17 protein-coding genes and 1 pseudogene are annotated in these 20,091 nt (G+C 67.2%); 6 read left to right on the top strand and 12 right to left on the bottom strand.

The features are described from left to right. From ACFVW8_RS32175 to ACFVW8_RS32145, 7 genes are all read right to left on the bottom strand, one after another. A partial coding sequence (locus ACFVW8_RS32175) for a DUF255 domain-containing protein (protein WP_389696270.1) occupies positions 1–398 on the bottom strand: 398 nt, incomplete at its 3' end. A 205-nt stretch (positions 399–603) separates the two neighbouring features. Continuing rightward, positions 604–1,644, bottom strand: a complete 1,041-nt coding sequence (locus ACFVW8_RS32170) for a DMT family transporter (RefSeq protein ID WP_389696268.1) — start codon at positions 1,642–1,644, stop codon at positions 604–606. Next, the gene (locus ACFVW8_RS32165; RefSeq protein WP_389696266.1) at positions 1,641–2,759 is read right to left on the bottom strand and encodes an arginine deiminase family protein; all 1,119 of its coding nucleotides are present in this window, start codon (positions 2,757–2,759) and stop codon (positions 1,641–1,643) included. The genes ACFVW8_RS32170 and ACFVW8_RS32165 overlap by 4 nt, the downstream gene beginning before the upstream one ends. Further along, entirely contained in the window at positions 2,756–3,949 is a 1,194-nt protein-coding gene (locus ACFVW8_RS32160) for an acetyl-CoA carboxylase biotin carboxylase subunit family protein (RefSeq protein WP_389696264.1), read from the bottom strand. The genes ACFVW8_RS32165 and ACFVW8_RS32160 overlap by 4 nt, the downstream gene beginning before the upstream one ends. Next, a complete protein-coding gene (locus ACFVW8_RS32155; protein WP_389696262.1) occupies positions 3,937–4,161 on the bottom strand; it encodes a hypothetical protein in 225 nt (74 codons plus the stop codon). Before ACFVW8_RS32155 ends, ACFVW8_RS32160 begins: the two co-directional genes overlap by 13 nt. Next, entirely contained in the window at positions 4,149–5,432 is a 1,284-nt protein-coding gene (locus tag ACFVW8_RS32150) for an ATP-grasp domain-containing protein (protein ID WP_389696260.1), read from the bottom strand. Before ACFVW8_RS32150 ends, ACFVW8_RS32155 begins: the two co-directional genes overlap by 13 nt. A 74-nt stretch (positions 5,433–5,506) precedes the next feature. After that, positions 5,507–6,196 (bottom strand): iron-containing redox enzyme family protein, encoded by a 690-nt coding sequence (locus tag ACFVW8_RS32145; RefSeq protein ID WP_389696258.1) that lies wholly within the window; start codon positions 6,194–6,196, stop codon positions 5,507–5,509. 1,006 nt (positions 6,197–7,202) lie between these two features. Here ACFVW8_RS32145 and ACFVW8_RS32140 point away from each other — a divergent pair. The 6 genes from ACFVW8_RS32140 to ACFVW8_RS32115 all read left to right on the top strand — a co-directional run bounded on the left by ACFVW8_RS32140 (position 7,203) and on the right by ACFVW8_RS32115 (position 13,794). Continuing rightward, positions 7,203–8,396 (top strand): acetyl-CoA carboxylase biotin carboxylase subunit family protein, encoded by a 1,194-nt coding sequence (locus ACFVW8_RS32140; RefSeq protein WP_389696256.1) that lies wholly within the window; start codon positions 7,203–7,205, stop codon positions 8,394–8,396. 41 nt (positions 8,397–8,437) lie between these two features. Continuing rightward, positions 8,438–9,565, top strand: a complete 1,128-nt coding sequence (locus tag ACFVW8_RS32135; RefSeq protein WP_389696254.1) for an MFS transporter — start codon at positions 8,438–8,440, stop codon at positions 9,563–9,565. Positions 9,566–9,621: 56 nt separating this feature from the next. Next, positions 9,622–10,743 (top strand): hypothetical protein, encoded by a 1,122-nt coding sequence (locus ACFVW8_RS32130; RefSeq protein ID WP_389696252.1) that lies wholly within the window; start codon positions 9,622–9,624, stop codon positions 10,741–10,743. 3 nt (positions 10,744–10,746) lie between these two features. Further along, positions 10,747–11,808, top strand: a complete 1,062-nt coding sequence (locus ACFVW8_RS32125) for a class I SAM-dependent methyltransferase (RefSeq protein ID WP_389696250.1) — start codon at positions 10,747–10,749, stop codon at positions 11,806–11,808. Then, on the top strand, positions 11,808–13,031 hold the full coding sequence (locus tag ACFVW8_RS32120; protein WP_389696248.1) for an acyl-CoA dehydrogenase family protein: 1,224 nt from the start codon (positions 11,808–11,810) through the stop codon (positions 13,029–13,031). The genes ACFVW8_RS32125 and ACFVW8_RS32120 overlap by 1 nt, the downstream gene beginning before the upstream one ends. Positions 13,032–13,305: 274 nt before the next feature. Beyond that, positions 13,306–13,794 carry a flavin reductase family protein gene (locus tag ACFVW8_RS32115; protein ID WP_389696245.1) on the top strand — a complete coding sequence of 163 codons (489 nt, stop codon included), beginning with the start codon at positions 13,306–13,308 and terminating at the stop codon, positions 13,792–13,794. A gap of 225 nt (positions 13,795–14,019) precedes the next feature. Here ACFVW8_RS32115 and ACFVW8_RS32110 read toward each other — a convergent pair. The 5 genes and pseudogenes from ACFVW8_RS32110 to ACFVW8_RS32090 form a co-directional block, all read right to left on the bottom strand. Continuing rightward, positions 14,020–14,626: pseudogene (locus tag ACFVW8_RS32110) on the bottom strand (thioredoxin domain-containing protein); the annotation flags it as partial. Between the two features lie 100 nt (positions 14,627–14,726). After that, positions 14,727–15,950 carry a macrolide family glycosyltransferase gene (locus ACFVW8_RS32105; RefSeq protein ID WP_389696243.1) on the bottom strand — a complete coding sequence of 408 codons (1,224 nt, stop codon included), beginning with the start codon at positions 15,948–15,950 and terminating at the stop codon, positions 14,727–14,729. A 210-nt stretch (positions 15,951–16,160) separates the two neighbouring features. Beyond that, complete coding sequence (locus tag ACFVW8_RS32100) at positions 16,161–17,282, bottom strand: polysaccharide pyruvyl transferase family protein (protein WP_389696241.1); 1,122 nt, start codon at positions 17,280–17,282, stop codon at positions 16,161–16,163. Beyond that, on the bottom strand, positions 17,279–18,328 hold the full coding sequence (locus tag ACFVW8_RS32095) for a Gfo/Idh/MocA family protein (protein WP_389696239.1): 1,050 nt from the start codon (positions 18,326–18,328) through the stop codon (positions 17,279–17,281). The genes ACFVW8_RS32100 and ACFVW8_RS32095 overlap by 4 nt, the downstream gene beginning before the upstream one ends. Continuing rightward, the gene (locus ACFVW8_RS32090) at positions 18,325–19,686 is read right to left on the bottom strand and encodes an NDP-hexose 2,3-dehydratase family protein (RefSeq protein ID WP_389696237.1); all 1,362 of its coding nucleotides are present in this window, start codon (positions 19,684–19,686) and stop codon (positions 18,325–18,327) included. Before ACFVW8_RS32090 ends, ACFVW8_RS32095 begins: the two co-directional genes overlap by 4 nt. Between the last annotated feature and the right edge of the window lie 405 nt (positions 19,687–20,091).

The raw sequence follows: 20,091 nt of genomic DNA, 5'->3' as shown, positions 1-20,091 counted from the left end.
AAGGAGGGCGGGCCGTGCCGGGACTCCGGCGGGAAGTACGTCCCGAAGTAGAAGGGTTCGGCGTCGGCGGTGAGGAAGACGGTCATCGGCCAGCCGCCCTGGCCGGTCGCCGCCTGCACGGCCTCCATATAGACGGCGTCGACGTCGGGGCGCTCCTCGCGGTCGACCTTGACCGGCACGAAGTGCTCGTTCAGATACGCCGCGACCTCGTCGTCCTCGAACGACTCGTGAGCCATCACATGACACCAGTGGCACGCGGAGTAGCCGACCGACAGCAGAACGGGTACATCACGCCGTTTCGCTTCCTCGAACGCCTCAGGTCCCCACGGCCACCAGTCGACCGGATTGTCGGCATGCTGAAGCAGATAAGGCGAGGTCACACCAGCCAACCGGTTCATACGCCCCAGCCTCTCACAGCGTCTGCCGCGACCGGTGAAACACTGACGCGCCCGCCTCACTCGGCCGAACTGCACTTATGCGCCATTACGTGGTGGGCGGCTCCTTCCCTGCGGCTCCTTCCCTTCCGAGTCGGGCAGCCCCGCAGGTCGTGACCCGCATCGCGGTTGAGCGCGCGATGCGGCAGGCCCGTTCGCCACGACGCACTCACCCGTCGTCTGCGGGGCCGTCGGCCGTTACCTGCGGAGTCGGGTCCGAACTCCTCGGACGTCTCGACTGTTCCGCAAGGCTCAGCTGCTGCTCCTCCTCGGTGGTGGCGGATGAGGGGCCGGCGCCGCCCGAGTCCGCACGCTGGAAGCAGTAGAACGCGAGCAGCATGACGGCGCCGCCCAGGAACTGGAGCGAATCCATTCCCTCGTCGAGGATCAGCCACGCCAGAGCGGCGGCCACGACTGGGCGCAGCAGCCCGGACATTGACGCGAGGGCGGGGTCCACGGTGCGCAGCGCGTAGGTCATCAGCCCGTGCCCGAGCAGCTGGCTGACGAGCGCGTAGCCGAAGATCAGCGCGTAGCCCGCGGCGCTCTTCGGCAGCAGGGGTTCGCTCGTCAAGACCGCCACGGGTGCCAACATCACCATGATCACCAGCGAGTTCGTGAGCATGATGACGCTCGTGGGGATGCGCTCCCGCAGATGTTTGGTCATGAGGAGGAACACGGCGTACAGCGCCGCGGACGTCAGAGCGAGTCCGTCGCCGAAAGCGTGCAGGCTGCTCGGCGCCCGGTCCCCTCCGCCCGCCACCACGAACGTGCCCCCGGCCACGGCGACGGCCACCGCCACCAGCTTCATCAGGGCGACGCGCTCGCGGTACACCAGCCAGGCGAAGAGCAGCACGAACACGGGCGAAGCATTCATCAGGAACGCGGCGTTGGCGACCGAGGTGTAGCTGACCGACCACTGATTGGCCAGCAGATCGAGCCCGGAGACGACGCTGGCCAGCACGAGCAGTCCCACGTCCCGGCCGCGTATGTCCCGCACACGTACAGCAGCGCTCCGCGGAGCGAGGACTGCCCCGATCATCATCGATGCGGCCAGCATGCGCAGCATGAGCGTCGCGGTGGGGTCCACCTCGCTCCGGCGCACGAAGATGAAGGCCGAGCCGATCCCCACGATGCTGACCGCGAGGGCGAGTTGCCCCCGCAGACGCTCGGATCGTGTGGGGAGCGGACCCGTCTGAGGTGCCTTCGTCATGAGGTCTCGGTCTCCTGCTCCGGAACACGAACGGTGTTGAGTGCGCAGTGAACGCTTCCGAAGAGCTTGTGGTGGTCGTCGAAGGGCACGCTCACCACCTCTATCCCCCGCGGCTCCAGAAGTGACACCAGTTCCTTGTGCGCGGCCGTCGAGGTGAGGACGGTCTGCCCGTCAGGGAGGAAGAAGCTGTTGGCGACGAAGAGGAGACGTTGCGCGGCCGAGAGGGCGATGACTTCCGTGCCCGTCGCGTGCAGCGCCTCGCGGAGGGTCGTCGCGGCGGCGCCGGATTCGTCCGGGTCCCGATGGACGACGGCCGACACCTCCAGGTCGTCGAGCCGGTCTTCGGACACGAGGGCGATGTCGCGGCCGAGGGCCAGCCAGTGGTCGAGGTGGAACTCCTCGGGGCGCCTGCGTCCGTCATGCACGCTGATGACGGCCCGCTCGCCGGTCAACAGCTGTCGGCGGAGCCGGTCCATCGCTTCCGGGCTGCTCCTGAATCCCCCGCTGAGCACGGCAAGGCGTTCCGAAACCGCGGCATCCCCGCCCTCCAGCCAGTGGCCCTCCCCGGTCGTGAGCTCGGCGGGCCTTCCCCGGAGCTGTTCGAGGACCGTCCTGACGACCGCGGTCTCCCGCGCCCGGTCCTGCCGGCGCAGCCGGCCGAGCGCCACCGACTCCCCCAGGTCGACGTAGTGATCGCGGGGGAACATCAAGCCGAACAGGGGACGGATTTCGTAGGACTCGTAGGAGGCGTCGGGGCTGATCTCGGCGAGCTGGGGATCGGCGTGCGTTCGCAGGTGCGGCCGGCGGATCACGATGTCCGCCAGGTCGTTGCCGCTCCAGTTGTCGAAAGCCGCCCGGATGCCGGGCCAGCGATCCCGGTCGTCGGTGCTGACCGCGGCAGTGGCGAGGTCGACGAGCGCCTCCCGCGGGGCGTCCGTCAAGACCTGCCGCACGCTCAGGCACTCGGCTCCGCGGCTGACCAGGACCTCCTTCAGCGCGGCCGACTCCGCGGCGGCGCGCCCCGGGTCGTACGGCGGGTCCTCGCCCATGAACAGCGCCATCTCGGCGGGCATGACATCGGCCGGGTTCTGCGTCAAGAAGACGACACGGCTCATCGTCCCTCCTCCGTCAGCACGTAGCGGTAGGTCTGCAGCGTCTCGACGACCGCATCGGTGATGTGCTTCGCGGACGGCGCGCGGTAGCGGAACCGCCCGAGGAGCTCCTCGTAGCCACCGGCGCCGTCGAAGCGGTGACCCGGCTCGGGCAGCACCTCGGAGTACAGGCACTCCACTCGTTCCAGCAGACTCTCCCGCGAGACCAGGGTCATCCCCTCCGGTTCCGGCAGCATGAGGAATCCCGCGTGCTCACGTGGGGTCCGCGGGGGCAGCGTCCGCGGAGCCTGCGCAATGACGACGCGGAGCCAGTCGCCCACGAGGTCCACCCCGTAGACGTCGTGCAGGACGAACGGAATTTCGCCGCCACCGACTCGCGCTCCGACTTCGAGGAAGACGGGCCCGTCGGCGCTGTCGATGACCTCCAGGTGGAACGGCCCGTCGCGCAGGTCCAGCGCGTCCAGGCACAGGCCGGCGAACTCACCGATGAGGTCGGCCTTCTCGTCGAGGCGCACCACGGAGGCAAGCGGCTCGCCGCGCGTGAACCCGAAGCAGGTGCCGATGTACTGGGAACTGAGCTGGAAGCACGTGCGGCCCCGGTGACGCAGGCCGTCGACGTGCCAGATCGGCCCGGAGACGTGCTCCTCGGCTTCGTACTCGGCCAGGTCGAGGCCGGCGAGTGCTGCGGCAGGGTCGGTGCCCGGCTCGATCACGACGACTCCGCCGGAGGCCGCACCGGCGCGCGGTTTGGCCACCACCGCTCCCCCGCAGGTACGGGCAAACTCCACGACCTGCGCGACCGAGGTGACGGAGACGAACCGCGGGACCCGCAGCCCGGCCTCGGCGACGGCCTCCTTCATCCGGGGCTTGTCCCGGAACAGCCGGGTGGCCTGCACCCCAGGACCGGGCACACTCAGCTGCTCGCGGACGGCGGCAGCGGTCAGCAGGTCGAACTCGGACTGGGCGAACACGGCGTCGAAGGGGCCGGCTTCCCGGTGACACCGCTCGGCGGCCCGGAGCACCTGCTGCTCGTCGCTGAGCGAGGACAGCACCTCCAGGTGGCGGCTGGACCGCCCGGTCATGGGCACGTGTTCCGGAACCGTCACGTAGGAGACCTCATGCTCCTGGTGGTCGATGTACCGGTCGTACTCCGCGAAGCTGTCGCTGTGCCGGTTGAGAATCAGAAGACGCATGCCACGGTCCCTCCCGTCGTCTTTCCCACCAGGGCGTCCACCCGGGCCGCCCCGGCTTCGCCCGCCGCGCGACCACGGTTGCGCGCGAGGCGCATGCGGTGCCGGCTCTCCTTGTTGAAGCGGTAGGGCCCGCAGCGGCCCTCCGGCACGGCCCATCGGGTGAGCATCCGCATTCTTCTGTCGCTGCAGCGGTTGACGATCAGGATGCGCATGCTGAGGCGGTCCTCACGAACTGCTCGACGTATGTGTCCACCTGTGCAAACGCGGCGTCCAGCGTCCGCCGGTCGTCGGCACAGATGACGGCGTGCCCGAAGCGGTCGCGGAAGTCGGTGGCGGGCCGCAGGGCGGTTCCCGCCACCTGGCTGACCGAGGCGTCTCGGCACCCGGTGACGGCGGATATCCGCCGGACGAGCTGACCCGGGTCTCCGAGAACGGCCGGGTGCGGGACGCTGAAGAAGCGCACCCCGGCAACACGTGGCCGCCTGCCCGCATCCGGTGGCGTGACGGGCAGCCCGGCCAGGGCCTGGATCATCGCTCGTGGCAGGTCGAATCCGTACGAGGCCGCGACCAGCTCCGGAATTCGGTCACCGCCCAGGCGCGCGGCCACCTCGATCACCACGGGCCCCGACGAAGTCAGCCGCGCCTCAAGGTGGAAGACCCCGACGTGCAGGCCGAGGGCCTGGACGGCGGCCCGGGTGACCCGCTCCACCTCGGCCCGTGTCTCCGGTTCGAGCCCGGCATCCACGATGTGGCCGACCTCGACGAAGTGCGGTTCGGGGCCCAGTTGTTTCTCGGTCACGGCCACGACGCGAACGGTGCCCTCCGCGACGTATCCCTCGACACTCACTTCGGGACCCGCCACGTACGACTCCACAAGGAGCCGGCCACCGATGCTGAGGCCCATGTCGTCGATGGGGTCGCGGCGGGACAACTCCACCTGGTCGCAGAGCTCCCCGAAGTCTTCGACACGACGCACCCGGAGGCTGCCGGAGCCATTGACCGGCTTGACGACGGCGGGGAATCCCACTCTGCGGGCCACGTCCTTGAGCAGGGAGTCGTCGGCCCGTTCGACGGCGATCGGGACGCCGCTGGCCACCCGTACGCCGCGAGCCGCGAGCGCGTGTTTCATCCTGCGTTTATCCCGGAGCAGTTCAGCCGACCGGGGGGTGATACCCGGAACGCCGAGGCGCTCCGCCACAGCGGATGCGGTGGATATGGAGTACTCGAACCCCGGCACCACCGCGGCGACTTCGGTCCGCCGCGCCAGGGCGGCGGCCATCTCGGCCACCGCCCCGACCGACCGCGTGTCCACCTGGAGGTGAGCTGCCGTACCCGCGGCGATGGCCTCCTGTACCGCGGTGGGCAGATCATGGGCAGCCCGACGGTCACCTATCTGGACACCGAATCCGAGCTCGAGCGCTGCCGGGATGAGGTCGACGCCGGATGACTCCGGTTCGAGTATCAGGACGGTCCTACCGGGCACTGCGAATCCTTACGGTCGACATGGCATGACGCGCATGTGCGGGCGCCACGAGCGGTCCAGGACTTCGCGGCGACTCAGACCTTGACGCCGACCGTGGTTTCGTACAGCTCGGTGAAGTAGAGCGCGATCAGGTCGATGAAGTTGACCAGGTGCCGTTCCGCGTCCTCGAGAGAACCCCAGCCCTTGATGGCCCGGTCCACCGTCCCCCACATCAGCTCGTCGTGGTCGTGGGACTCGTCGTAGTCGATGTGAGCCTGGGATCCCTTGACCATCTCCAGGCCGTAGACCTCGGCCGCGTAATTGGTGATGCCCGGGTTGTAGCGGTCCGAGTACCACTCGACGAACCAGTTCCAGACCGTGGTGGGGAGCGGACCTTCCTGGTTGATGGAGAAGTACATGTACCCCATGAGGTATTCGGTCGACGGCAACGGACGCGTCGCGTCCAGGTCGTCCTTACTGAGACCGAACTCCTTGAGGTCGCGCAGGAACATCCCCTCGTGGTTGTTCTCTTCGGAGAGATACCTTGCGAGCGTCGCAGCAAGTCGGTGGTCCTTGTAGCCCACTTTGTAAAGGCCGTACGCATCCACCTCGTTGTTGAGGCGAATTCGGAGAACGGTCTCGACGAGGTGACGCCGATAATAGTCCGGGTCCGACCACTCGGCGGAATGGAATTCACGTGCCTTCGGAACCTTCTCGAAGAGCCGCTCCATTCCTTCGGCGGCAAGCTTCTCGAGGCGTTCGCGTGACATATAAGTGCCTTTCATCGCTCGATGGTGAGAGCTTCCTGGCACCCTCGGCGCGCCATAATGGCACTGGCGCCTTCCGCAGCAGGGCGCGTCGTTTTCCGGCAGGCGTGACTTTGACCCTCGGCTCGATATCCCCCCGGCTGGTTGAGCTTTCCTCTTGACACCCTCGGAGCAGCGCCATCGGCACCTTGGGCTGGTCGCACATGAGGTCATGGAACGGTTCGTGGACTGACGTGAGCCGGCCCACGTCGACGCGCTGTTCCGTTGCGGTGATCGTCGTGGAGTAACCCTTGCAGGAATGCGGCTTTCTCACTACCGGGCATAACCCCGAGCGACGTGCTCACCACCGGCATGACATCACTCATCAGGGCACTCTCGAGCAATCTCGTTCCTAATGTGATACAGCTCACAGGCAACCCAAGTGCCATACACGGAAACGGTCTTGACTCATGACTGAGCAGGTGAGCCGCCCCTTTGGGGGCTTCTTATCCGTCCACCGATCGGCGAAGATTGACCGGCGACTCACACCTCCGGCCGCCGCCACTTTCAAGTCACTGGGGCCGAAAAGCAGCCGAGTCCGTGTTGTGTGCGGGCGCCGGCCCGGGCAAGGACTCCAACCGCACTTCGTAATCCGTCACGGCCATTGCAGAGGCGTCCGAGTTCGTCATGAGGTTCGATGAACTCGCCTGCGGCCCAGGACTCCGAACTCCGCATACACGCCGGCTTCACGAGGCCTTCACCTTCCGCACCGAGACCCCATACCCGCAAACAGGCCAACCGTTCCGAACGAGGCCTTGACGCCGACCGGGCGACAGGCCGAACATCTCCAACGGCCCACCTCGCCCCGGTCGGACACATCCGCATCCGCATGGAACGCCCCAATGGCCCGTATACAAACAGGAGTTGTCTCAGGACCCGCCAGAACAGGCCACCAATTGACACCTGTTGCATCGCATCTTATCGTGACCGTATGATTACACCTAGGTCATATGTCCTCCTCTTAGGGCTCGGTACGCGCTACTTCTTGCGCGAACGTTCGTTCTCGGGTGCCAAGGACGCAAGTTCGATGCCCGTATGGGCAACAGCACTCGATCCGCAGCGTTCCCCGCAGCGCTTCTTCGACCGAGTAATAGCGGCGGACGACGGCTACGCCGATTCCGTGCTCGCGGCAGTGGCCGAATGGAAGAAGCGCGGCTGGGACCTGGCGGCAGTTGTGCCGATCAACGACTGGGGCGTGCCGACGGCGAGTGCCGTCGCGAAGGAATACGGGTTGCCCGGACTCTCCGCCGATTCGGCACATGTCACACGCGACAAATACGCGATGAAGGCACGTTTCGAGGCGGCGGATCTGCCGACCCCGCGCTCCATTGCCGTCGCCTCCGAGGAAGAGATGCTCGCAGCGGCCGGGGAGATCGGGTACCCGGTCGTGCTCAAGCCGGCCGACTTCAGCGGCAGTGGCGGGGTCAGCCTCGCCCATACGCGCGCCGAGGCGATTGCCGCATTCGCGGCCTCGGTGGAACACATCGAGCGCTACCGCGATGATTTCCCCATCGAAGGCACCCACTACCTGGTTGAGCAATACGTGGACTCCCAGGAGGAGGTCTCCGTCGAGGTGCTCTGCCACGGCGATCGGCGCACAACACTCGCGGTGACCGAAAAGTATCTTTCGGAACCTCCCATGTTTGCCGAGGTGGGGCATCTCGTGCCCAGTCACCGTACGGGAGATACGGCGTTGACGGCTCTGGCGGAGAAGGCATGCGAAGCCCTCGGAATCGATCGAGGGATCGCGCACGTCGAGGTCAAATTCGACAGCAAGGGCGCCCCGTGGCTCATCGAGGCGGCGGCTCGTCCCGGCGGTGACGGCATTATGGACCAGGTGGAGCGCGCCTACGGGTACAACCCCTACACCCTGCACGTGGCCTCTTACCTGGGGATTGATCCTTTCCCTCTGGTGCAGAGCGAACCCACCCGCAGTAGCGCCGTAGCCTTCCTGAAGGCACAGCCAGGGAAGATCACCTCGGTAAGGATTCCGGAGGAGCTTCCCGAGAGTGTGGTCTCTGTCTACGTGTCCAAGAAGCCTGGTGATGTCGCGAAGCCTGTCGCAGACTGGTCCACCCGGGACGGCGTGGTCGAAATTGCGTGGAACGAAATCTTCACTGAACGCACCCTGATGCCTGTCAAGATCGCGGATACGCTCTCCGACGAAATCTTCGGCTGATCAAAGATTGGGGGCGTGGGGGGAAGCTCTTGCTGACATCCATGATTCGCTATACCGTCGTTTCGACCGCCTACCGCCTCTTCGCCGGCATGTTCCTCGTTGTGATCAACTGGCAGATCGCGACGGCAGAGGGAGGAGGCTACTGGCGGTTGGTCGTATCAACACTGCTGTCGTATTTGCCGGCGCTGGCGGTGCCGCTCGTCATCCGCCGCATCACGATATCGGGGCAGCGCCTCTCCGTACTGTCGCTGCTTTATGTGGCCATGATTTCATTCGTGGTCAGTTTTCTCGTGGAACACCCCACCGCACTGGTCGTAGCGAATCTCTTCATGTGGATCGGATTCTTCTCCCTGGAGGCGAGCTGGGAAAGTTGGTTCAACGAAGAGAAGCGGCGTCAGGATGTGTCGTGGGCCAGCTCCGTCACCATGTCGGGCAACCAGGCGGCCCTGATGATCGGGCCGCTGTCGGCCCCCGCAATCATCGACGTGGTGGGCACCCGCGGCATCGTGCAGGCGTTATCGGCAGGCTTTGTACTGGTCGCGGCGCTCAGTTGGGCGGGAGTAGGCACTACTCCCGTGGTCGCTGACACAGATGAGGAGCCCGAGGCCGGCGCTCCGGTGAAGTCTGGGGCTCCGCTGCGCCTGATCGCCACGTTCGCGCTTATCTGGCCAATTCTGGGCGCGTTCAATCTGATGCTGCCGCTCCAGGTCAGTGACCGCGGCGCGGGCCTTGTCGGGGTCGCCGTCGTCGACGCCTGCCTGGGCATCGGCGTCATCGTCGCAGGTGTGTTGTCGGCCCGCGCGAAGGTGTCATCCGCGACGCTCTCGAAGCTGGTGATTGCCTGCAGCGTACTGGGCGGGGTGTTGTGGGCGCTGCCGACGGGTGGAGCCACCGTGGTCGCGATGGCGCTCTCCACCTTCGCACTGGGGGCCGGCTTCGGTGGGCTGCGCATTGCGCTGCGGGAGTACACCGCCACCCACTACGACTCCGCCGTCACCGGCCACGCGGTCGCCCTCGGTAATGCCACGGCGATTCCCATCCTGGCTGTCGTCTTCCTCGTCTTCGGCGCGGCGCAATCACTGGTGTGGATCACACCGTTCCTGCTCGTCATCGTTATGTCGTACTCACTCCAGGGGATGTGGACATGGAAAGCATCGTTGAAGATCTAGTGGCACTCCGCCTCGACCCTCGCACCGTTCGGCACAATGATCCGCACCATGGACTCGTGGCTGCTGCCGAAGGCGTCACCAATATGGAGGCAGAGCGATGTCGGGAGGCAATCGACATTCTCGAAGCGATTGCGCCTCGCTCCCTCGACCCCGCGTTCCGCCCCACTCGCGAGGCGGTGTTGAGCTGGGCGCGCGGTGATTTACCGAGTGCTCGCGAGATGCTGGCGAGCAGCCTGCAGAGCTCCAGTGGAGAGCATGCGCTGCTCACCGGATTCCTCGCACATATGGCGGATTTCTCCCTGGGTGACAATCAGGGAATGCTTGAGACGGGCCGCAGCCTCACCGAGCTGCGCTCCACGATGACCCGCCGCGCTGCCGGCCTCAGCGACGGCCTTCTCGCCTTCGCCCTCGAGGAATGCGGGGACTACTCCGACGCGATCTCCTCCGCCGAGCGTGCGATGAGCATCAATCCTGATGACGTCTACGCACTGCACGCCAAGGTGCACGTACTGCAGAGGCTGCGGGACAACGAGGCGGCGAAGGAATCCATCTCCTGCTACTCCAACGGATGGGGAGCGGCAGAGCCGATGCGCATCCACATGTGGTGGCACTTCGCCATAGTGCTGCTCGGTGAGGGTGAACTGGATGAGGCTCTGCGCTGCTACCAGCTGGAGGTGCGCCGCAAGTCGAGGGCGGGAGCCTGGGAAGACCTCGATGCGGTCGCACTCCTGTGGCGGCTGGAAATGCTGGGAGGACAGGAGTTCTCCGACATGCTGGCGCCCCATTGGTTGACGCTCGCGGATGCCTGGGCTTCCTATGCGGCAGACCCCAATTACGTCTTCTACGATCTGCACGCTGCGATGGCGTTCGCGAAGGCTGAAGACTACCGACTCTTCGACAGGATCGTGGCTTCCTGCCGCACTCGGGAGTCGCCGGAGTTCTTCCACTCAGTGTGCCGGCCGCTCTTCGATGGTATCGCAGCCTTCGCGCAGCAGGACTACGCGACCTCCGCACGGGTCATACGCCTCGCCCTGGAACGGCAGCAGTTGTCTATCGGCGGCAGCAAAGTGCAGCAGAGCATATTCCATTGGACCCGAGATGCGGCCGATGCCCATCTCCGCGGCAGCAAACCCAGTGAGCTCCTCACTTCTCACATCCACACGCGAACGGGGAAATGAACAATGACCCAGAAGATCACTGTCGTCATGAACGCGAACGAGGTTGTGCAGCTCGACTACCCGGAGCCCGCTTCGCTAACAGTCAAACAAGGCAGGCTCGGTTTCTACTGTCTACCTGACTGTGGTTATTCCGAGGAGGAGCTGCGCGAAGGTGTGACGGTCATCGGCGTAGGCGAGAAAATCAGCATCGCGGCCGGGGAGAAGCTCTTACTGGCGGCCGCGCAACCTCACACGGAGTACAGCAGCGAAAGCATAGCCGAGCCGCAGCAGCGCACGATCCCGGCGGACTACCCGATCTTCTCCACGATGCAGAATCATGTCGCGGAGAAGGGCTACTACTTCGGCTACGAGGACCGCTACGCAAAGGTCTACGAGGGCGGCGCGACGTCTTGGGAGGGGATCTCCGAGAACGCGAGCCTGCGCGAGATCCTTTCACGGCACCCGGAGATATTCGAGGGTGACATTGTGGACCTGGGCACAGGAGAAGGGCGCGACAGCCTCTTTCTGCTGAGCAGTGGAACCGGTCGCAGTGTGACCTCTTTCGACGTGTCGCACAGTGCCCTGGACAAGGCGCGCGGGCGTGCACGGGAGAAGGGACTGCCCGCCGATGGGTTCATCGAGAAGGACATCATCTTCCTGCGCGACGTGGCGGCGGAGTCCTTCGATCTGGCCCTCAACATGGGTGCGCTGCACATGCTCGACCGGGCGGAGGACCGGGCGCGTCACATCGCCCGCGTCTTCGACGTGCTGCGCCCCGGTGGCCACTTCATTGTCGACCACTGCGCCTCGGAATGGGGCCGTGGCTTCCACACCATCAAGAACTACGACGCCATCGCTGCCGACTTGGTGCCGGGGCGCACGATCACCCGCTACGTCGAGGTCGGTGGTGAACGCAAGCCCATAGACCTTGAGGTGCTGCACTACTCCGAGCGTTCCCCGGAATCGCTGCTCGCCGAGTTGTCCACCGCGGGCTTCGAGGAGTTCGCACGCCTCGACACCGACACGGAAGCCTTCGGCAACTCGACCTTGCAGGTAGTGCGGAAGCCCAGGAAGGATGCTAGGTAATGGCACCCGAGATCTCGCTCGCCGCATCGACCGAAGCGAATGTGTTGGCGGTGGTGAAAGACCTGGCCGAGGGCGCGATCGAGCGTGATCGTGACCGAGAGCTGCCGCGAGAGCAGGTGCGTGCTGTAGCTGACGCAGGTTTCAGTCGGCTGCGTATCCCGAAGGAATGGGGCGGTGACGGGCTCACCATTCCCGAGTGGGGAGAGGTGCTGATCGAGCTGGCGGCGGCCGATCCCAACGTTCTGCAGGCCTTTCGAGGCCACATCGCCTTCGTGGAGGACGTCGTACAACGGCCCGACGAGGACTATCGCAAGCGGTGGCTGGCCCGGCTTCTCGACGGGCAGATGGTGGGCAATGCCTGGTCGGAGGCGGGCCCGATCACGATGGGGCAGAAGAACACGCTCTTCACCCAGCAGGACGACGCGATGACGGTCTCCGGTCAGAAGCACTACACGACCGGCTCCATCTTCGCGGACTGGGCGGATGTATCAGGAGTCCACGAGGGTCAGAGCGTGGCTGGATTCGTCTCGATGCACCAACCGGGCATCACCGTTCATGACGACTGGGACGGATTCGGCCAACGCACCACGGGCACGGGCACGTTGTTGCTCAACGAGGCGCGCGTCGACCCCGGCGATGTCGGCCCCTTCGAGGATCGTATTCGCTATCAGACGCCGTTCTACCAGTGGATATTGCTGGTCGTGCAAGCGGGCATCGCGGTTGCCGTTGAGCGAGACATCACAGAGGCAGTGCGAACCCGCCAACGCAACTATTCACACAGTTCCGCCGTTCTCGCCAAGGACGACCCGAACATCCAATCGGTCGTAGGGGAGATTTCCTCCATAGCCTACACAGCGCGGGCTCTGACCCGCGGAGTGGCGGAGGCGTTGCAGCGGGCCTCGGACACGGGCGTCGCCGGGCGTGATTCGGAGGAGGATCGCGAGGCGAATCTTGTGGCGGAAATCCAATCCGAGCAGGCGCAGGTGATGCTCTCCGAGTTGGTACCGCGCTCGGCGACCCTGCTGTTCGACGCGCTGGGCGCCTCGGCAACGAGTGCCGGTCGCGATCTCGACCGGCACTGGCGCAACTCAAGGACGGTCGCCAGCCACAACCCCGTCATATTCAAGCAGCGGGCCATCGGGAACTGGCTTCTCAACGGTGCTCCGCCGCCCGTCGACTGGCAGGTGGGAGCTCCCTCCGCAAAGAAGACGGCTTCGGATTGAAATCGTAGAGTCCGTTGACACCAACACCGGCGTTCGACGATCGGGCCGGGCTCAGCGAGCCGGCAGTCGATCAGCCGGGGCTTGCCACGGCAGGGGCGACGAGCGCAGCGCCCCTGCCGTGCGCCGGCACCTCTGCACCCACTCCCCCGCGCACCAGCCGCTCCCTGCCCCTCTCTGCCCTATCTGCACAGACAGCACCACGATCAGCAATCACAGCTGCCACATCGCACGATCGCCACCACCGGCCGCGTCACGCAAGAAGGGAACTGTGTTCATGACCGCACCATCCGTAGTGAACTCGCAGGAATTTCGTGCCGCCATGGCCCGGTTCACATCGGGAATTGCCGTCGTAACAACGACTGACGGAAATGACACAGATCATGGCTTCACTGCGAGTTCATTCACCTCTGTCTCCCTTGATCCTCCGCTGGTGCTGGTGTGCATAGCCAGGAGCGCACGCTGTCACCCGGCGTTTCAGCAGGAACACCGCTTCGGAGTCAGCATTCTCGCGTCCGGCCAGGGTGCGTTGGCGCAACGCTTTGCGAGCTCGTTGGACAACAAGTTCGAGGATGTCGCTGTCACGCGCACCGACCACAGGACGCCCCTGATCCGTGGAGCGTTGTGCACCCTCGAATGTGAGACGAACGCGCAGTACGACTCGGGGGACCACACGATTTTGGTGGGGCAGGTGGCTGAGGCGGTATCCGGGGACGGCAGCCCGCTCGTCTGGTACGACAGGGGCTTCCACTCGCTCGCTGTCTGAACCGCCGGGGAATCACACCGGACGAAGGACGGGAAAGCGGCCTCGCAGAGCCGGCCTTCTTCTCCGGCCGTTCCGGCTGTCCGGCTCCCGCAGGACTGTCGGCGCAGTCTCGCGGACTCCCTGTCGCATACGAGCCCGAGGCGGGAGACTGCTTGTCCGTGCAGCCGGCCCGACGGGCGGGAACCGAGGGGGACTTATGCGGATGCGGGACAGCCACCGGGCGGACGGGGCGCCGCCGAAGCCGCGGTGCTTCTCGTCGTAGTCGCGGGTCAGTCCGAGCAGTGCCTGTGCCAGCTCCGGCTCCCCGGGCACGCCCTGCCCGCCGTGCGCGAGCGAGCGCTCGGACAGATCCCGGACGATGCGTCCGGCGACCTCGGCGACCTCGTCACGGCGGTCGGTCCAGGCCGCGACGACTCCTTCGAGCACCTGCCGGAAGGAGGGCAGGCCGTGCCGGGACTCCGGCGGGAAGTACGTCCCGAAGTAGAAGGGTTCGGCGTCGGCGGTGAGGAAGACGGTCATCGGCCAGCCACCCTGGCCGGTCGCCGCCTGCACGGCCTCCATATAGACGGCGTCGACGTCGGGGCGCTCCTCGCGGTCGACCTTGACCGGCACGAAGTGCTCGTTCAGATACGCCGCGACCTCGTCGTCCTCGAACGACTCGTGAGCCATCACATGACACCAGTGGCAGGCGGAGATAGCCGACCGACAGCAGGACGGGCACATCGCGGCGCCTGGCCTCCTCGAAGGCCTCGGGCGTCCAGGGCCACCAGTCGACCGGATTGTCAGCGTGCTGAAGCAGATACGGCGAGGTCCCACCAGCCAACCGGTTCATACGGCCCAGCCACTCACAGGGGCCGGTCCGTCGAGGGAAGCCGCACACCGGGCTCACCGGCCTGCGGCAGGTCGCCGGACCGGCCGACGACCGCCCGTTCTCACTCCCGCGCCGCTCCGGCCTGCGCCTGCAGGATGTCAGCGGCGCGTGCGACGCCTCCGGCCGCCTCGATACGCCGGCGCATCGCCGCCACCGCCGCCTTGACGGTGTCGTCCCGCGTGACGGCGTCGGTGGTGTCGAGGACGCTGTCCGCACTGAGCTCGCCGGCGGGGAGCTCGGCGCCAAGGTTCAGTTCGACCGATCGTCGGGCGACCATGCTCTGCTCCCCGGACTGCGGTGCCAGCACCAGGGGGACGCCGTGTGCCAGGGCGAGCATCAGGCTGCCCATGCCGGCCGCGCCGACGAACGCCCGTGCGTGCGGCAGGACGTCCCGGTAGGCGAGCCAGCGGTGCACCTCCACGTTCGGTGGCAGCGGGCCCAGCGACTCGGGGGTGACACCGTTCGGGCCGACCGCGAGGACCGCGTGCCAGGGGCTGTCGCCGAAGCTCTTCGCACACGCGCGGAAGAAGTCCGCGTTCCTGCCCCAGGTCGTTCCGAGGGACACGAGCACGACGGGAGAGCCTTCGGCCGGGGGCCGCCACGTGGGCTCCGCGGCGGGCGAGATGTCGGCGCAGGGGCCGACGAACGCGTGGCGTGCGTCGAAGTGTTCGCCCCCCGGCTGGAACTCCCGGGGGAAGAACACCAGCCGCTGCCCGCCGAACCCCGTGACCAGCTCCAACGGTGTGACGTCGCCGGCACCGTGACGGGCCATGAAGTCGGTCAGGGCGCTGCGGAACAGGCGCGCCGCAGGCCGTTCGGAGGCGGGGTCGTCGGGCGGTGTGACGAGTCCGGTGAGGGAGAACGCCCCGCCGCCGGAGGGCTGAGGGAGAAAGACCGGAAAGGTCTCCACCCCGCGCCGGTTCCAGGCCCGCCCCAGCACCCTGCCCGCCATGTTCATGGTGGCGTCGTAGACCAGCAGGTCCGGGAGATCCTCGGACAGTCGCGCATCGAGGGCCGGAACGAGCGCCTCGGACTCCTCGACGGTCGCCTTCATGGCCAGGGCGAGCCAGTCGGGCGAGCCGGCCGGAACGGCCGTGGCGAAGTCCTGCACGACCGGCTCGTAGGGCAGCACCTCGGCGCCCGTGGCCGCCACGGCGGAGGCGAACCGCGTGGTGGTGGCGAAGGTGACATGGTCGCCTCGGCGCACGAGTTCGGCCGCGACGGGCAGCATCGGCTGAATGTGGCCGTGGGCGGGCGGCCCGAAGAACGCGTAGTGACGGGACACGGGGTGGGTTCTCCCTACCTTGTTGATCGGGGATGAGCGAGCCATCCGTGAGAAATTGCGGCACTGATCGCTCGGGGGCTCGACAGCGTCCGGCCCTAGTGCCTGTACGAACACGGCCTGCGGAGAGGCGAATGACAGCGAGCCGGCCGCGGTGTCGATTCCCGCGGGTCCCGCGCCGCCGTGTCCTGACGAGCGCCGGCGGTACGACTCCTACCCGCCGTACACCTCAGCGGCCAGTACCTGCTTCCCCTTCCGCAGCCGTTCCACGTCCTCGGCGGGGAATCCGCCGTCGCGGGGGCGCTCGGGTACGGCGTCCAGGTCGGTGAGCAGGGTCCAGCGCGAGCCCCAGTCCCGTAGCGAGCCGTGCTTGACCGCGTAGTAGTCCGACTCCATCGTCAGCGCCACCCCGCTCGCACCGCCGGCGGCCGCGATGAGGTGGGGGTGGAAGCGGCTGGATATCCAGCACTGCTCCGGCGACGTCGGCAGTCCGGACGTCAGCGCCTCGTCGACCCGGTAGATGCGTGGCGCGCCCAGCCGTCGCTCGGCCAGTGCCAGCACCTCCGCGTCGAAGGCGGGGGCACACTCCAGGAGGCCCACCGTCGACACGCCCCACGCGTCGACGGTGCGGCCCACGAAGTCGACCAGCCGCTCGGCGGGTACGCCCGCCAGGTGTGACTGCAGGCTCACCATCACCTCGGGTGCCTCTTCGCCTGACGGGTCGCGGGACGCACCGCCGCCGAGGAACGCGTCGTCGCCGGTGGTGTGCGACCGGTCCGCTCCGAGGAGCCGGGCGGTCGGGGCGTCCCTGGCATCGGCCAGGGCGAACGAGCCGGCGAGGTCCGTCACCAGTTGCTCCAGCCCGGGGGGAAGCGGGTAGAGCCCCTGTCCCGTCATGGCGGCACGGCTTCCGGAGAGCCCGGCGGCGGTCGAGACACCGGCCATCAGAGCGACCAGCGACGGCCAGATGGCGTTGACGTAGCCGCCGCCCACCATGTGCACAACATCGGCTCGCAGAAGGTCGCGTACGCCGTCCGCGCTCCACCCCGCCGGGTTCCGTATGGCGTCCTCCACCGCGGCGACGGTCTGCAGTGCCTCACCCGAGAACTGGTGGCACAGGCGCCACAGGGTGTTCGTGAAGCGGGATCGGGGGTGCAGACCGCCCAGGGTGCGCCGCGCACGCTCCACGCCTGCGCAGTCGACCACGACCTCGGCCTCCGGCGCTGTCGCGGCCAGGTGGCGCAGCCACACCTCGGCGATGATCTCGTCGCCGAAGTTGGGGGTGCCGGCGGGCGAGACCAGGTAGAAGACCCGGCCGCTGGTTCCGTCATTCATGTTCCACTTCCAGGGGTTGCTGGGGCACTGCCGGCGCGCTCTCGGATGGCGTCGAGGAGCTCCGCTGTGCGGACCGTCGCGGCCGGCGGCGTGGGGGTCGGGGGCTCCGGCGCCGAGGCCCGGCGCGCGGCCACGGCCTGGACGAAGCCGGTGAGAGCCGTGGCGAACTGGTCCTCGGGCGGGAGGGAGATCTCCTCGACGTGGTTCTGTTCCTCGATCCGCAGTACCGGCGAGAAGGACGGCGGCGGTGCGTAGGCCCGCTCCAGGCTGACCCTCCCCCGGCTTCCCCACAGCTGGTACCGGGCGGCGTAGGCGTGCTCGAAACCGAAGTGCAGGGTGGCGGTCGGGCCGCCGGGTGAGGCGAGCAGGACGCTGCCCTCCACGTCGACTCCGGTTCCGGGGTCCGCGCGCAGGACGGCCCCGGCCACCGTCAGCTCGTCGCCCAGGTAGTGCTGGGCCACCCGGACCGGATACACACCGGCTTCCAGCAGAGCCCCGCCACCGAGCGAAGGGGAGTAGCGGATGTCGTGTGCGGGCAACGGCGGGATGCAGAACGCGGCCTGCACGCTGCGCAGCCGGCCGAGCCGGCCCTGGTCCAGCAGGTCCCTGACGCGCCGGTGCACGGCGTGGTGCAGGAACGCGAAGTTCTCCCGGACGACCAGCCCGTTCGCCTGCGCCTTGTCCACCAGTTCACGGGCCTCCCGCGCGCAGACGGTGAAGGGCTTCTCCAGGAGTACGTGCTTCCCGCGTTCGAGGGCGGCCGCCGCCCACCGGTGGTGCAGAGCGGCCGGCAGCGGGATGTACACGGCATCGATGTCGTCCCGGTCCAGCAGGGTCTGGTAGCCGCCGGCCGCCTCACAGCCGAACTCTTCGGCGAACCGCTGGGCCCTGTCCGGGTCGCGGCTCGCGACCGCGACCGCGGTGACACCGGGGACGCCCGCGAGCGCGGGCAGGAACCGCCGGCGCGCGATGGAGGCCGTGCCGAGCACACCGAACCGGAGGGCGGCACCCGCCTCCTCGGGGCGTGCCGCCGGAGGACCGGTCATCCGAGCACCGCCGAAGCGTTCAGAGCGTGCAGACAGCCGATGAGGCTGCGGGCGCTGATCCCCCAGTAGTGGCTGTGCCGGAGCAGGCGGGACATCTGCGGGAGGCTGATCCACCGGTAGTCCTGCGGTGTGTCCGTGAAGTCGTCCTCCTGCGCCGCCACGACGAGGTGGCGGCTGCGCGCGTGCATGTAGCGACCGCCCTCCTCGGCCATCTCGGTGTCGAAGAGCCGCCTCTCCCGCGGTGCGCGCAGCACGTCGTCCAGGAACAGCGGGCGCTCGCCGGCGGGCGCTGCGCCGTCGGCGGCCTCCACGGTCGGTGACAGCTCTATGTTCTGAAGATTTCCCGGTTCGAATCGGGCGTGCACGAGAGCGTGCGGAATGCCTCGGACCGGCTTCACGATGAATGCCGCGATTCCACGCTTTCGCGGCCGCAGCAGAGGCTGGTTCCACTGGGCGACTTCCCGGTCGCCCATTTTCACGTCGACGCCGACGATGTCGAAGGTGCGGCCCGGCGTCTGCGCCGCGGCCCCGGCCGGGGTGTCCCAGCCCTCGATGTCCGTGAACGGAATCAGGTCGGTGGACGCGGTGCATTCGGCGCGGGTGGCGTTGACCCATCGCAGCAATTCGGCGGTCGAGTGTGCGCCGGGTGTGTCGTCCCGCGGAGCGTGGCAGCCGAGCAGGCAGGCGAGCACGGTGCGGCTGCACATGTTGACCAGGCCGTCGCGGGCGAGGAGTTGATGGATCTGGCCGACGGTGAACCAGCGGAACCCTTCGCGGACTTCGACGTCCTCATCGACGAGGACCACCATGTTGCGGTTGCGCTTGCGGTGGCACCAGCTGGCGTGCTCGGACTGCAGGACGTCGACCAGGGTGCGGTGCGGCGGTGCGTCGAAGAAGTGTTCCAGGTAGGGGACGGCGAAACCCCCGTGCACCCGCTGGTAGTTGCTGCGGGTGGCCTGGACCGTGGGGGAAAGCTGCACCCCGTTGTGGTTGCCGGGTTCCAGTTTCGCCTGCATGAGGCACTGCAGCGCACCGTCCACCACTCTGACGAGGATGCCGAGCACGCCCACCTCGGGCTGGTGGATGATCGGCTGCGTCCACTGCGCCGGCGTCCCCGCCCGGTGCTTCACCGCGATGCCGCCAACGGAGAAGAACTTGCCGCTGTCGTGCCGGAGGTTGCCCGTCTCCGGGGCGATCGACCAGCCTTGCAGCTCGCTCAGCGGCACCTCACGGATACGGGCGCTCGCCGACCGGTTGCGCGCCGCGAACCAGTCGAGCACCGCCTCCTCCTCCGAGGCGCTGTAGCGGGTGGTGGCGGACTCCCGCAGGGCCGCCGGTATGTCATATCCTCCGCTCACGGGGCAATGCTCCTCGGGTCACTAGTCGTGGAAGGACTTCCGCTTTCCATGACTATGGCATCCGAATAGTGCCCCTACTCAACCCCTACGGTCCCCTGTAGGGGGCTTTCGATAATGCCCCGAAATTCCCTCGCCCAAGGTTCTGTAAAATATGGCGAAAGGTGCTCCCGAGGGCAACGGAAGGAATCCGTGCAGCATTCTGGTATTCCTTGCCCAGTGGATACCGCAGGAATCGGGTAAAGGGGCGTGCGCCGAGGAACGGGCTTGTGGGACCGCCCTTACGGGCCGCCGTTTCCGTCGCACTCCGCGAGGTCGTTCCAGGCACCGGTCTCGCACCTGTCGCCGAGGCGTGGGCCCCCCCCCAGGGGGGGGCCCCCCCCCCCAAACCCGGGGGGGGGATGAAAA

The organism is Streptomyces sp. NPDC058221 (assembly GCF_042882365.1).
In the GTDB taxonomy this organism is placed as follows: domain Bacteria; phylum Actinomycetota; class Actinomycetes; order Streptomycetales; family Streptomycetaceae; genus Streptomyces.
The sequence above is the reverse complement of the archived record's forward strand: the minus strand, read 5'-3'. Positions and strand labels throughout refer to the sequence as shown.

Bases quoted from the DNA above. Each gene is read 5' to 3' on its own strand.
- ACFVW8_RS32155 (WP_389696262.1), bottom strand. From the start codon at position 4,161: ATGCGCATCCTGATCGTCAACCGCTGCAGCGACAGAAGAATGCGGATG.
- ACFVW8_RS32170 (WP_389696268.1), bottom strand. From the start codon at position 1,644: ATGACGAAGGCACCTCAGACGGGTCCGCTCCCCACACGATCCGAGCGT.
- ACFVW8_RS32160 (WP_389696264.1), bottom strand. From the start codon at position 3,949: ATGCGTCTTCTGATTCTCAACCGGCACAGCGACAGCTTCGCGGAGTAC.
- ACFVW8_RS32165 (WP_389696266.1), bottom strand. From the start codon at position 2,759: ATGAGCCGTGTCGTCTTCTTGACGCAGAACCCGGCCGATGTCATGCCC.
- ACFVW8_RS32115 (WP_389696245.1), top strand. From the start codon at position 13,306: ATGACCGCACCATCCGTAGTGAACTCGCAGGAATTTCGTGCCGCCATG.
- ACFVW8_RS32145 (WP_389696258.1), bottom strand. From the start codon at position 6,196: ATGAAAGGCACTTATATGTCACGCGAACGCCTCGAGAAGCTTGCCGCC.
- ACFVW8_RS32125 (WP_389696250.1), top strand. From the start codon at position 10,747: ATGACCCAGAAGATCACTGTCGTCATGAACGCGAACGAGGTTGTGCAG.
- ACFVW8_RS32135 (WP_389696254.1), top strand. From the start codon at position 8,438: ATGATTCGCTATACCGTCGTTTCGACCGCCTACCGCCTCTTCGCCGGC.
- ACFVW8_RS32095 (WP_389696239.1), bottom strand. From the start codon at position 18,328: ATGACCGGTCCTCCGGCGGCACGCCCCGAGGAGGCGGGTGCCGCCCTC.
- ACFVW8_RS32120 (WP_389696248.1), top strand. From the start codon at position 11,808: ATGGCACCCGAGATCTCGCTCGCCGCATCGACCGAAGCGAATGTGTTG.
- ACFVW8_RS32100 (WP_389696241.1), bottom strand. From the start codon at position 17,282: ATGAATGACGGAACCAGCGGCCGGGTCTTCTACCTGGTCTCGCCCGCC.